This is a genomic window from Streptomyces sp. NPDC001889, assembly GCF_053594535.1.
The window spans coordinates 14,659-27,194 of sequence record NZ_JBSFER010000047.1 but is presented as its reverse complement, the minus strand read 5'-3'; the positions used below and the strand labels follow the sequence as shown (position 1 = coordinate 27,194).

The following is a 12,536-nucleotide window of genomic DNA, read 5'->3' as shown; positions in this document are numbered from 1 at the left end:
AACTGCTCGATCGCGGGCAGATCGAGGTGGTTGGTGGGCTCGTCCAGGACGAGGAGATTGACCCCCCTCCCCTGGAGCAGCGCCAGCGCCGCGCGCCCCGGGCCACGGGAAACCCGCACCCGCGGGCCCCGGGCAGGCAGGGCAACGGGCAGGCAGGGCAACGGGAGGGGGTCCCGCACCGGACTCGGTGCGGGACCCCCTCCCGTTCGGCGCGGCGTCAGCCGCCTACCCGCCGAACTCCTCCAACCCCTTCAGCGCCTGATCCAACAGCGCCTGCCGCCCCTCCAACTCCTTCGCCAGCTTGTCCGCCCTGGCGTTGTTCCCCTGCGCCCGCGCCGTGTCGATCTGCCCCCGCAGCTTGTCCACCGCCGCCTGGAGCTGCCCCGTCAGCCCGGCGGCACGCGCCCGCGCCTCCGGGTTGGTCCGGCGCCACTCGTTCTCCTCGGACTCCTGGATCGCCCGCTCCACGGCGTGCATCCGGCCCTCGACCTTGGGCCGGGCGTCGCGCGGCACATGCCCGACAGCCTCCCACCGCTCGTTGAGCGACCGGAAGGCGGCCCGCGCCGTCTTCAGATCCGTCACCGGCACCAGCTTCTCCGCCTCGGCCGCCAGCTCCTCCTTGAGCTTCAGGTTCTCCGCCTGCTCGGCGTCCCGCTCAGCGAAGACCCCGCTGCGCGCGGCGAAGAACACGTCCTGCGCACCCCGGAAGCGGTTCCACAGATCGTCCTCGGCGTCGCGCTGCGCCCGCCCCGCGGCCTTCCACTCCGCCATCAGATCGCGGTAGCGGGCGGCCGTGACACCCCAGTCCGTGGACCCGGAGAGCGCCTCGGCCTCGCCGACCAGCCGCTCCTTGACCTTGCGGGCCTCCTCGCGCTGCGCGTCCAGCGACGCGAAGTGGGCCTTGCGCCGCTTGGAGAACGCCGAGCGCGCGTGCGAGAACCGGTGCCACAGCTCGTCGTCCGACTTCCGGTCCAGCCGCGGCAGCCCCTTCCAGGTGTCCACCAGCGCCCGCAGCCGCTCACCCGCGGACCGCCACTGGTCGCTCTGCGCCAGCTCCTCCGCCTCGGCGACCAGCGCCTCCTTGGCGTGCCGCGCCTCGTCGTTCTGCTTGGCCCGCTGGACCTTGCGCTCCTCGCGGCGCTTGTCGACCGCTTCGACCAGGGTGTCGAGACGCTTGCCCAGCGCCGCGAGGTCGCCCACGGCGTGATGCTCGTCCACCTGCTTGCGCAGATGGTCGATGGCGGTCTGGGCGTCCTTCGCCGACAGGTCGGTGGTCTTCACCCGCCGTTCGAGGAGGCCGATCTCGACCACCAAGCCCTCGTACTTGCGCTCGAAATAGGCCAGAGCCTCCTCGGGAGTGCCGGCCTGCCACGATCCGACGACCTGCTCGCCGTCGGCTGTACGCACGTACACGGTGCCCGTCTCATCGACACGGCCCCACGGGTCGCTGCTCACAGCGCCTCCTCCACCTGATGCCGCGGAGGGTCCGCCCCCGGGCATCGTCCACAGTTTCCTGGGGCGGGCCGCGCCCGCCCTGCACAACGCCAATCTAGGCGACCGGTCGCCCGCCTGTCCGCACTCAGCGCGCCCGAAATTCCCCGGCCCGCCCGGCGGGACGGCTCACCGGTCACCCCTTGGTGACGGCCGCCTTCTCGACGGTGACCGCCGTCTTCGGGGGCCCGTCCGCTCCGCCGCCGGTGACCCCGCCCTTGGCGATCTTCTCCACCGTCTTCAGGCCGTCGGCGTCCATCTTCCCGAACGGCGTGTAGCTGGGCGGCAGTTTGGTGTCCTTGTAGACGAGGAAGAACTGGCTGCCGCCGCTGTTGGGCTGTCCGGTGTTGGCCATCGCCACCGTCCCCGGCGGGTAGGTCACGGTCCCGTCGGCGCCCGCCTTGCCCAGCGCGGTCAGATTCTCGTCGGGGACGTTGTAGCCGGGGCCGCCGGACCCGTCGCCCTTGGGGTCGCCGCACTGGAGGACGAAGATGCCGTCCGTGGTCAGCCGGTGGCACTTCGTCCCATTGAAGTACCCCTTGCCCGAGAGTGCCTTGAACGAGTTCACGGTGCGCGGGGTCTTCCCCGCCTCCATCGCGATCTTGATCGGGCCCTGGTTGGTGGTGAGCGTCATCGAGTACGCCGCCTTTTTGTCGATCGACATGGCGGGCTCGGGGCTCTTGGACTCGGACGGCGCGGGGCTGGCGGACTCGCCGGCCTGCGCGACCGTGTCCCCCTCCTTCTTGGCGTCGTCGTCGCCCGGGAGCGCGCCGGTCGCGAAGGCGGTCACTCCGGCCGCCAGCACCACCGCGAGCACCGCCGCGCCCACCGTGATCTGCTGCTTCTTCTTGCGGGACTGTGCCCTGCGCTGCTGCTGGCGCTCGAACTTCTCCCTGGCGAGCTGCCGCCGCCGCTGATCGCTGGTGACCACCGGGTCTTCTCCCTCATCCCTCTGCGTTGTGCGTCGCGTGTGCCCGTACCGTATACGGGTTGGCTGTGGACGTAGCAGCGCCGGTAGGCTCTGATCTGCTGCAATCCGGAACTCCGCCGAAATCCGGGACAGGGCTCGCGCCAGTCACCGCCACCACATCCGAGGACGATCGTGCTTATTGCCGGGTTCCCCGCCGGGGCCTGGGGGACCAATTGTTATCTGGTCGCCCCCGCCGCGGGCGAGGAGTGCGTGATCATCGACCCGGGCCATCAGGCCGCCGACGGCGTCGCCGAAGCGGTCCGCAAGCACCGCCTCAAGCCGGTCGCCGTCGTTCTCACCCATGGCCACATCGACCATGTCGCCTCGGTGGTGCCGGTCTGCGGAGCCCATGACGTACCCGCGTGGATTCACCCCGCCGACCGGTACATGATGAGCGACCCGGAGAAGGCGCTGGGACGCTCCTTCGGCGCTCAGCTCATGGGCGAGCTGACCGTGGGGGAGCCGTCCGACGTGCGTGAGCTGACCGACGGCGCCCGGCTGGAACTGGCCGGTCTGGAGCTGACCGTGTCGCACGCGCCCGGCCATACCAAGGGGTCGGTGACCTTCGGGATGCCCGAGGCGGAGGACATTCCTCCGGTGTTCTTCTCGGGCGATCTCCTCTTCGCCGGCTCCATCGGACGCACCGACCTGCCCGGCGGCGACCACACCGAGATGCTCCAGTCGCTGGCCCGTGTGTGCCTGCCGCTGGACGACTCGACCGTGGTGCTCTCGGGCCACGGGCCCCAGACGACCATCGGCCGTGAGCGTGTGAGCAACCCCTATCTGAGGGACCTCGCCTCCGGCTCCGGGAGCACGGACGCTCCCCGACGAGGAATGTGACGAGAAAGACGCTGTGAGCACCTTTCAGGCCCCTCGGGGCACCTATGATCTTCTGCCGCCCGATTCCGCCGCCTTTCTGGCGGTACGCGAGGCGATATCCGCTCCCCTGAGGAACGCCGGCTACGGCTACATAGAGACGCCCGGCTTCGAGAACGCCGAACTCTTCGCCCGGGGCGTCGGCGAGTCCACCGACATCGTGACCAAGGAGATGTACGCCTTCGAGACCAAGGGCGGCAGCCGGCTCGCGCTGCGCCCCGAGGGCACCGCCTCCGTCCTGCGCGCGGCGCTGGAGGCCAGCCTCCACAAGCAGGGCGTCCTCCCCGTCAAGCTCTGGTACTCGGGCTCGTACTACCGCTACGAGAAGCCCCAGAAGGGCCGCTACCGGCACTTCTCACAGGTCGGCGCCGAGGCCATAGGAGCCGAGGACCCGGCGCTCGACGCCGAGCTGATCATCCTGGCCGACCGGGCCTACCGCTCCCTGGGACTGCGCGGCTTCCGCCTCCTGCTGAACTCCCTCGGCGACCGGGAGTGCCGCCCGGTCTACCGCGAGGTGCTCCAGGAGTTCCTGCGCGGCCTCGACCTGGACGAGGAGACCCGCCGCCGGATCGAGATCAACCCGCTGCGGGTCCTCGACGACAAGCGCGCCGAGGTCCGGCGGCAACTGACCGGCGCGCCCTCGCTCCGCGAGCACCTGTGCGACGCCTGCCGTGCGTACCACCAAGAGGTGCGCGAACTGCTCACCGAGGCGGGCGTCCCCTTCGAGGACGACGAGAAGCTGGTGCGCGGCCTGGACTACTACACCCGGACGACCTTCGAGTTCGTCCACGACGCCCTGGGCTCGCAGTCCGCGGTGGGCGGCGGCGGGCGCTACGACGGCCTCTCCGAGATGCTCGGCGGCCCCTCGCTGCCGTCGGTGGGCTGGGCACTGGGCGTGGACCGCACGGTGCTGGCCCTGCGGGCGGAGGGCGTCGAACTGGACCTCCCCGCCCCCGTCGGGGTGTTCGCGGTGCCGCTGGGCGCCGAGGCCCGCCGGGTGCTGTTCGGTGTCGTCACCCGGCTGCGGGACGCGGGTGTCGCCACGGACTTCGCGTACGGCGGCCGTGGCCTCAAGGGCGCGATGAAGGTGGCCAACCGCAGCGGCGCGCGGTACGCGCTCGTGGCCGGCGAACGGGATCTCGCCGACGGGCTCGTCCAGCTGAAGGACATGGAGTCCGGCGAGCAGAAGCCGGTTCCGCTGGCGGATGTGGTCGGCGAGCTGCGCGCCCGGCTGGGCTGACCCGACCGGTGCGCACACCCGGCCCCGGGTGCCGTCCCGCCCCCGTCAACCCGCTGTCCACCGCTCACACCGGGGAGTGAAGCCGACGCCGCCGCCCGCCGCGGGTGCGGCAGAATGGCCGTGCCCGAGCAGTGCCACCGAGTGATGGAACGGCGATATGACGACAGCAGCGGTAGACGACGTGTCCTCCGGCGAGCGGGTGGACGGGGACGGCTCCCGGGGCGCGATCGGCGGCAGCCGGCCCCTCGCCTGGCTGCTGGTGATCACGGGCGCGGCCGGTCTGCTGGCCTCCTGGGTGATCACGCTCGACAAGTTCAAGCTGCTGGAGGACCCCTCCTTCACCCCGGGGTGCAGCCTCAACCCGGTGGTCTCCTGCGGCAACATCATGAAGAGCGACCAGGCGCAGGTCTTCGGGTTCCCGAACCCGATGATGGGTCTGGTCGCCTTCTCCATGGTGATCGCCATCGGTGTCGGCCTGCTGGCGGGCGCCCGCTACAAGCGCTGGTACTGGCTGGGGCTGAACGCGGGCTCCGCGCTCGGCGCCGGCTTCTGCATGTGGCTGATGTACCAGTCGCTGTACAACATCAACTCCCTCTGCCTGTGGTGCTCGCTGGCCTGGGTCGCCACGATCGTGATGTTCTGCTACGTCACGGTCCACAATGTCCGGCACCGGGTCATCAGGCTCCCCGAGGGCCCGCGCGGACTCCTCCTCGAATTCCACTGGCTCCCCCCGGTGCTCTGGATCGGCATCATCGGCATGCTGATCCTCACGCGCTGGTGGGACTTCTGGATCAGCTGAGAACCCACGGCCCGCCGCACGGCCCCCGGAGCACCCGCTCCGGGGGCACTGTCAGTGGGCTGGCTTAGGCTTCGGAGCGTGGAGCCCGACCTTTTCACCGCAGCCGCCGAAGCCCGCCAGGAGCAGGACCCGTCCAGCAGCCCCCTGGCCGTCCGGATGCGCCCGCGCACCCTGGACGAGGTCGTCGGCCAGCGCCATCTGCTCAAACCCGGCTCACCGCTGCGCCGGCTGGTCGGCGAGGGGGCCGGAGGCCCGGCCGGCGCCTCCTCGGTGATCCTCTGGGGTCCCCCCGGGATCGGCAAGACCACCCTCGCGTATGTCGTCTCCAAGGCGACCAACAAACGCTTCGTCGAACTCTCCGCGATCACCGCGGGCGTCAAGGAGGTCCGGGCGGTCATCGAGGGCGCCCGCCGGGCCGCCGGCGGCTTCGGCAAGGAGACCGTCCTCTTCCTCGACGAGATCCACCGCTTCTCCAAGGCCCAGCAGGACTCCCTGCTCCCCGCCGTGGAGAACCGCTGGGTCACCCTGATCGCCGCCACCACCGAGAACCCCTACTTCTCGGTGATCTCCCCGCTGCTCTCCCGCTCGCTGCTGCTGACCCTGGAATCCCTCACCGACGACGACCTCCGGGGGCTGATGCGCCGGGCGCTCACCGAGGAGCGGGGCCTCGGCGGCGCGGTCGCCCTGTCCGATGACGCCGAGGCGCATCTGCTGCGGATCGCCGGCGGTGACGCCCGCCGGGCGCTGACCGCCCTGGAAGCCGCGGCGGGCGCCGCGCTCGACAAGGGCGAGCGGGAGATCTCCCTCGAAACGGTGGAGGAGACCGTCGACCGCGCGGCGGTCGCCTACGACCGCGACGGCGACCAGCACTACGACGTGGCGAGCGCCCTGATCAAATCCATTCGCGGCTCGGACGTGGACGCGGCCCTGCACTATCTGGCCCGCATGATCGAGGCGGGGGAGGACCCCCGTTTCATCGCCCGCCGGCTCATGATCTCGGCGAGCGAGGACATCGGCCTCGCCGACCCGGCCGCCCTGCCCACCGCGGTCGCCGCGGCCCAGGCCGTGGCGATGATCGGTTTTCCGGAGGCCGCCCTCACCCTGAGCCACGCCACCATCGCCCTGGCCCTGGCGCCCAAGTCGAACACGGCCACCACCGCCATAGGCGCGGCCCTCGCCGATGTGCGCGCGGGTCTCGCCGGCCCCGTCCCGGCGCATCTGCGGGACGGCCACTACAAGGGCGCGGCCAAGCTCGGCCACGCCCGGGGCTATGTCTATCCGCACGATGTGCCCGGCGCCATCGCGGCCCAGCAGTACGCCCCGGACGCCGTCCACGGCAAGCGCTACTACGAACCCACGCGCTACGGCGCCGAGGCGCGGTACGCGGATGTCGTGGAGAAGGTCAGGGAGCGGCTCGGCCGGTCCGGTCCGGCCGGCGAGCCGACGGGGTGAGCGGACGGCCTCAGTGCGCGGCGGCCTCGAAGAGGGTGTGCATCGCCCGGCGCAGCCCGGTGATGTCCCGCACCGGCTCGGGGAAGTCGAACCGCGCATCGAAGCACTGCTCCCCGACGAACCGGACCCGCAGCCCGAAGCGGTCCAGCGCCAGGGGCACCGCCCGCAGCCGCTTGCCGTCCGGGCCCAGCGTGTCGTCGGCGCGCTCGCCGAGCAGCGCGCACAGCTCCTGGAGCTGCTCGCCGTGGGCGGAGTGCAGATGCTGGAGCAGCTCGGTCTCATGAGCGACCAGCGGGTCGACCAGGGCCCGGGCGAAGTCCTCGGCCTCGACGTCGGTGGCGCCCCACAGATCGTCCACGTACAGCTCGCCCACCTCCAGGCGGATCATCATCGAGCCCGGCTCGGCGACGCCCGGGGCGCAGGTCAGCCAGCCGGAGACCCAGGCCCGGCCGCGGATGCGGTGGGGCACCGACACGGGTGCCACATCCGTCAGCTCCAGCACGGCGGACAGCTCGTCGTCGTGGGCGTGGGTGGCGGCCCGTACGGCCGGTGAGTCCGCGGGGAAGAGCAGAAAGACCTCCCCGTCCGGGCCGATCACCCGGGCCTGCGGTGTCAGCTGGTCCGGGCGGACGGTCTCCACGCCGGGAATCAGCAGTACCGCGGAGCATGTACTCTGTACGAGAGTTCGTGTGCGTTCGGCTGCTGACGGCATCCGATCGATTTCAAGCCCGCTGGGACGCGGCTGACCATGAGCTGATCGGACCTCCGTCGCCTCGACGCTCTGCTGAGCAGCGTCGGCTTCTTCTGCGCTGTCCGTGACGCGTTTGGTGTTCCCAGGGCGAGACATGCGATCTCCTTGAGTAAGGTGAGCCTAACCTAACCTACAACGGAGGTCTGGAGAACGTGCCTAACCAGTCGCGTCCCAAGGTCAAGAAGTCTCGCGCGCTCGGCATCGCGCTGACGCCGAAGGCTGTCAAGTACTTCGAGGCCCGTCCCTACCCGCCGGGCGAGCACGGCCGTGGGCGCAAGCAGAACTCGGACTACAAGGTCCGTCTGCTGGAGAAGCAGCGCCTGCGCGCCCAGTACGACATCAGCGAGCGCCAGATGGCCCGCGCCTACGACCGCGCCCGCAAGGCCGAGGGCAAGACCGGCGAGGCCCTGGTCATCGAGCTGGAGCGTCGCCTCGACGCCCTGGTCCTGCGTTCGGGCATCGCCCGCACCATCTACCAGGCCCGCCAGATGGTCGTCCACGGCCACATCGAGGTCAACGGCGGCAAGGTCGACAAGCCGTCCTTCCGCGTCCGTCCCGACGACGTCGTGATGGTCCGCGAGCGCTCCCGCGAGAAGCCGCTGTTCCAGGTCGCCCGTGAGGGTGGCTTCGCCGCCGACGGCGAGACCCCGCGCTACCTCCAGGTGAACCTGAAGGCCCTGGCCTTCCGCCTGGACCGCGACCCGAACCGCAAGGAAGTCCCCGTGATCTGCGACGAGCAGCTCGTCGTCGAGTACTACGCCCGCTGATCCGGGCGCGGTACGACATCGCGCTTCAGCCCGCCGCCTCCCCCGCCCCTCGTGGCCGGGGAGCCGGCGGGCTCTCGCGTCTGCGGGCCGGGATATCCGGTTCGGCGCGCCACCCCGGGCGCGATAGGCTCGGGAGACAATTTCTCACTTGTCCAGCGACAAGAACCAGCGACTAGCAGGGAGCGGTGCGGCGTGACCGGTGGAGAGGTTGCCGGGATACTGGTGGCCGTGTTCTGGGCGATCCTCGTCTCCTTCCTGGCCGTGGTGCTGGCGAGGCTGGCGCAGACGCTCAAGGCGACCACCCGGCTGGTGACAGAGGTGACCGAGCAGGCAGTGCCCCTGCTCTCGGACGCGTCCGCGACCGTGCGCTCCGCGCAGACCCAGCTCGACCGGGTCGACGCGATCGCCACCGACGTCCAGGAAGTCACCTCCAACGCCTCCGCTCTCTCCACGACCGTCGCCTCCACCTTCGGAGGCCCGCTGGTCAAGGTCGCCGCCTTCGGGTACGGCGTGCGCCGGGCGATGAGCCGAAAGAGCGACGACGCCCCCCGGGAGCGGGAGCGCACCGGCCGCACGGTGATCGTCGGCCGCTCGGTGCCGTCCGCCCGCGGCGGACGCGCCCGCTGGGGCAGGAAAGGCTGACACACCATGTTCCGCCGTACCTTCTGGTTCACCGCGGGCGCAGCCGCCGGTGTGTGGGCCACCACCAAGGTCAACCGGAAGATCCAGCAGCTGACCCCCGAGAGCCTCGCGGCACAAGCCGCGAACAAGGCCATCGACGCAGGTCACAAGCTCAAGGACTTCGCCATCGACGTCCGGGCGGGAATGCTCCAGCGCGAGGAGGAGTTGGGTGAGGTGCTCGGTACGAACACCCCGCCCGACCCGGAACTGCCCGCGCAGCGCCGCCCCGCGATCGGCCGCGGCGCCCGCGCCCACGACACGCACTCCCACCACTCGTACAACCGGAATGAGGACCACTGATGGAGTCGGCTGAAATCCGCCGCCGCTGGCTGAGCTTCTTCGAGGAGCGCGGGCACACCGTCGTCCCTTCGGCGTCGCTCATCGCGGACGACCCGACTCTGCTGCTGGTCCCCGCGGGCATGGTCCCCTTCAAGCCCTACTTCCTGGGTGAGGCCAAGCCGCCGTCCCCGCGCGCCACCAGCGTGCAGAAGTGCGTCCGCACCCCGGACATCGAAGAGGTCGGCAAGACCACCCGCCACGGCACCTTCTTCCAGATGTGCGGCAACTTCTCCTTCGGCGACTACTTCAAGGAAGGCGCCATCAAGCTCGCCTGGGAGCTGCTCACCAGCTCCGTGGCGGACGGTGGCTACGGCCTGGACCCCGAGCGTCTGTGGATCACGGTCTACCAGGAGGACGACGAGGCCGAGCGGATCTGGCGCGATGTCGTCGGCGTGCCCGCCGAGCGCATCCAGCGCCTGGGCATGGGCCCCAACTTCTGGTCCATGGGCGTCCCCGGGCCGTGCGGCCCCTGCTCGGAGATCAACTACGACCGGGGCCCCGAGTTCGGCGAGGAGGGCGGCCCCGCCGTCAACGACGAGCGCTATGTGGAGATCTGGAACCTGGTCTTCATGCAGTACGAGCGCGGCCCCGGCGAGGGCAAGGAGGACTTCCCGATCCTCGGGGAGCTGCCCTCCAAGAACATCGACACCGGCCTCGGTCTCGAACGTCTCGCCATGATCCTCCAGGACGTGCACAACATGTACGAGACGGACACCCTCCGTGTCGTCATGGACAAGGCCACCGAGCTGACCGGGGTGCGCTACGGCGCCGGCCACGAGACCGATGTCTCCCTGCGCGTGGTCGCCGACCACATCCGCACCTCCGTGATGCTGATCGGCGACGGCGTCACCCCCGGCAACGAGGGCCGCGGCTATGTGCTGCGCCGCATCATGCGCCGCGCCATCCGCAACATGCGGCTGATGGGCGCCACCGGGCCGGTCGTCGCCGCCCTCGCCGATGTCGTCATCACCACCATGGGCGAGCAGTACCCCGAACTGATCACCGACCGCGGCCGCATCGAGGCCGTGGCGCTGGCCGAGGAGGCCCGCTTCCTCAAGACCCTCAACGCCGGCACCAATGTCCTCGACGGGGCCATCACCGAGACCAAGTCCGGTGGCGGCACCGTGCTCGCCGGCGACAAGGCCTTCCTGCTCCACGACACCTGGGGCTTCCCCATCGATCTCACCTTGGAGATCGCCGCCGAGCAGGGCCTGAGCGTCGACGAGGACGGCTTCCGCCGTCTGATGAAGGAACAGCGCGCCAAGGCCAAGGCCGACGCCAAGGCCAAGAAGACCGGCCACGCCGACCTCTCCGCCTACCGCGAGGTCGCCGACACCGCCGGCACCACCGAGTTCACCGGCTACACCGCCACCGAGGGCGAGTCGACCATCGTCGGTCTGCTGGTCGACGGCGTCCCGTCGCCCGCCGCCACCGAGGGCGACGAGATCGAGGTCGTCCTCGACCGCACCCCCTTCTACGCCGAGGGCGGCGGCCAGCTCGCCGACCAGGGCCGGATCAAGCTCGGCTCCGGCGCCGTCATCCAGGTGCGCGATGTCCAGCAGCCGGTCCCCGGTGTCTCCGTGCACAAGGGATCGGTGCAGGTCGGCGAGGTCACCGTCGGCTCCGTGGCCTATGCCGCGATCGACACCAAGCGCCGCCGGGCCATCGCCCGCGCCCACAGCGCCACCCATCTGACCCACCAGGCGCTGCGTGACGCCCTCGGCCCGACCGCCGCCCAGGCCGGTTCGGAGAACTCCCCGGGCCGCTTCCGCTTCGACTTCGGCGCCCCCTCCGCCGTACCCGGCACGGTGCTCACCGATGTCGAGCAGCGGATCAACGAGGTCCTCTCCCGCGAGCTGGACGTCCAGGCCGAGGTCATGTCGATCGACGACGCCAAGAAGCAGGGCGCCATCGCCGAGTTCGGCGAGAAGTACGGCGAGCGGGTCCGGGTCGTCACCATCGGCGACTTCTCCAAGGAGCTGTGCGGCGGCACCCATGTCCACAACACCGCCCAGCTGGGTCTGGTGAAGCTGCTCGGCGAGTCCTCGATCGGCTCCGGTGTGCGCCGGATCGAGGCCCTCGTGGGCGTGGACGCCTACCACTTCCTCGCCCGGGAGCACACGGTCGTCGCCCAGCTCCAGGAGCTGGTCAAGGGCCGTCCCGAGGAGCTGCCGGAGAAGATCTCCGGCATGCTCGCCAAGCTGAAGGACGCCGAGAAGGAGATCGAGCGGTTCCGCGCGGAGAAGGTCCTCCAGGCCGCCGCCGGGCTCGCCCGGGACGCCCGGGACGTCCACGGGACCGCCCTGGTCACCGGGCGGGTCCCGGACGGCACCTCCGCCGACGACCTGCGCAGGCTCGTGCTCGATGTCCGCGGCCGCATCCCCGGCGACCGGCCGGCCGTGGTGGCCCTGTTCACCGTCGCCTCGGGCCGTCCGCTGACCGTCATCGCCACCAACGAGGCCGCCCGTGAGCGCGGTCTCAAGGCCGGTGACCTGGTGCGCGCCGCCGCCAAGACCCTCGGTGGCGGCGGCGGCGGCAAGCCGGACGTCGCCCAGGGCGGCGGCCAGAACCCCGACGCCGTCGACGAGGCCGTCGCCGCGGTCGAGCGTCTGGTGGCCGAAGCCAGGTGAGGCGCGGACGCCGGATCGCGCTCGACGTCGGGGACGCCCGGATCGGGGTCGCCTCGTGCGACCCCGACGGGGTCCTCGCCACCCCGGTGGAGACCGTGCCGGGACGCGATGTCCCGGCCGCCCACCGGCGGCTGCGGCAGATCGTCGAGGAGTACGAACCCATCGAGGTGGTCGTCGGGCTGCCCCGCTCGCTCAACGGCGGCGAGGGCCCGGCCGCGGTGAAGATCCGCGCGTTCACCCAGGAACTGGCCCGGGGCATCGCCCCGGTGCCGGTCCGGCTGGTGGACGAGAGGATGACCACAGTCACCGCCGCACAGGGACTCCGCGCCTCGGGCGTGAAGTCCAGAAAAGGTCGCTCTGTGATCGACCAGGCTGCCGCTGTGGTGATCCTTCAGAACGCTCTGGAGTCCGAGCGGACATCGGGGGCACCCCCCGGCGAGTCCGTCGAAGTGGTTGTCTGATCGCGATACGGTAACGTTCCGCGCGATGCGGCGGCGTTCGAACAGCCGCCGCACAACGTAGAGGCGGACCGTCCGGCCC

The 12,536-nt window shown here is 70.9% G+C and carries 12 protein-coding genes; 9 read left to right on the top strand and 3 right to left on the bottom strand.

Going from position 1 to position 12,536, the window contains the following annotated elements; genetic code table 11:
* Window positions 1–225: 225 nt before the first annotated feature.
* Window positions 226–1,455, bottom strand: coding sequence for a DUF349 domain-containing protein (locus tag ACWCRA_RS34465; RefSeq protein ID WP_351558353.1), 1,230 nt, complete (start codon window positions 1,453–1,455; stop codon window positions 226–228).
* Between the two features lie 172 nt (window positions 1,456–1,627).
* Window positions 1,628–2,422 carry a peptidylprolyl isomerase gene (locus ACWCRA_RS34460; RefSeq protein ID WP_351558351.1) on the bottom strand — a complete coding sequence of 265 codons (795 nt, stop codon included), beginning with the start codon at window positions 2,420–2,422 and terminating at the stop codon, window positions 1,628–1,630.
* Window positions 2,423–2,593: 171 nt separating this feature from the next.
* Between ACWCRA_RS34460 and ACWCRA_RS34455 the strand changes: the two genes are divergently transcribed.
* The 4 genes from ACWCRA_RS34455 (at window position 2,594) to ACWCRA_RS34440 (ending at window position 6,828) form a co-directional block, all read left to right on the top strand.
* On the top strand, window positions 2,594–3,301 hold the full coding sequence (locus tag ACWCRA_RS34455; RefSeq protein ID WP_351558349.1) for an MBL fold metallo-hydrolase: 708 nt from the start codon (window positions 2,594–2,596) through the stop codon (window positions 3,299–3,301).
* A 13-nt stretch (window positions 3,302–3,314) separates the two neighbouring features.
* Window positions 3,315–4,577, top strand: coding sequence for a histidine--tRNA ligase (gene hisS / locus ACWCRA_RS34450; protein WP_351558347.1), 1,263 nt, complete (start codon window positions 3,315–3,317; stop codon window positions 4,575–4,577).
* Between the two features lie 157 nt (window positions 4,578–4,734).
* On the top strand, window positions 4,735–5,376 hold the full coding sequence (locus ACWCRA_RS34445; RefSeq protein WP_451069390.1) for a vitamin K epoxide reductase family protein: 642 nt from the start codon (window positions 4,735–4,737) through the stop codon (window positions 5,374–5,376).
* Between the two features lie 78 nt (window positions 5,377–5,454).
* Window positions 5,455–6,828, top strand: coding sequence for a replication-associated recombination protein A (locus ACWCRA_RS34440; protein ID WP_351558343.1), 1,374 nt, complete (start codon window positions 5,455–5,457; stop codon window positions 6,826–6,828).
* A 10-nt stretch (window positions 6,829–6,838) separates the two neighbouring features.
* Here ACWCRA_RS34440 and ACWCRA_RS34435 read toward each other — a convergent pair whose 3' ends face one another.
* Window positions 6,839–7,540, bottom strand: coding sequence for a DUF2470 domain-containing protein (locus ACWCRA_RS34435; protein WP_351558341.1), 702 nt, complete (start codon window positions 7,538–7,540; stop codon window positions 6,839–6,841).
* A gap of 191 nt (window positions 7,541–7,731) precedes the next feature.
* Between ACWCRA_RS34435 and rpsD the strand changes: the two genes are divergently transcribed.
* The 5 genes from rpsD (at window position 7,732) to ruvX (ending at window position 12,457) form a co-directional block, all read left to right on the top strand.
* Complete coding sequence (gene rpsD, locus ACWCRA_RS34430) at window positions 7,732–8,346, top strand: 30S ribosomal protein S4 (RefSeq protein WP_351558339.1); 615 nt, start codon at window positions 7,732–7,734, stop codon at window positions 8,344–8,346.
* Window positions 8,347–8,538: 192 nt separating this feature from the next.
* Window positions 8,539–8,988, top strand: a complete 450-nt coding sequence (locus ACWCRA_RS34425; protein ID WP_351558337.1) for a DUF948 domain-containing protein — start codon at window positions 8,539–8,541, stop codon at window positions 8,986–8,988.
* A gap of 6 nt (window positions 8,989–8,994) precedes the next feature.
* On the top strand, window positions 8,995–9,327 hold the full coding sequence (locus tag ACWCRA_RS34420; protein WP_351558335.1) for a DUF6167 family protein: 333 nt from the start codon (window positions 8,995–8,997) through the stop codon (window positions 9,325–9,327).
* Window positions 9,327–11,996, top strand: coding sequence for an alanine--tRNA ligase (gene alaS, locus ACWCRA_RS34415; protein ID WP_351558333.1), 2,670 nt, complete (start codon window positions 9,327–9,329; stop codon window positions 11,994–11,996). Before ACWCRA_RS34420 ends, alaS begins: the two co-directional genes overlap by 1 nt.
* Window positions 11,993–12,457 (top strand): Holliday junction resolvase RuvX, encoded by a 465-nt coding sequence (gene ruvX / locus ACWCRA_RS34410; protein WP_351558331.1) that lies wholly within the window; start codon window positions 11,993–11,995, stop codon window positions 12,455–12,457. Before alaS ends, ruvX begins: the two co-directional genes overlap by 4 nt.
* Window positions 12,458–12,536 lie beyond the last annotated feature (79 nt).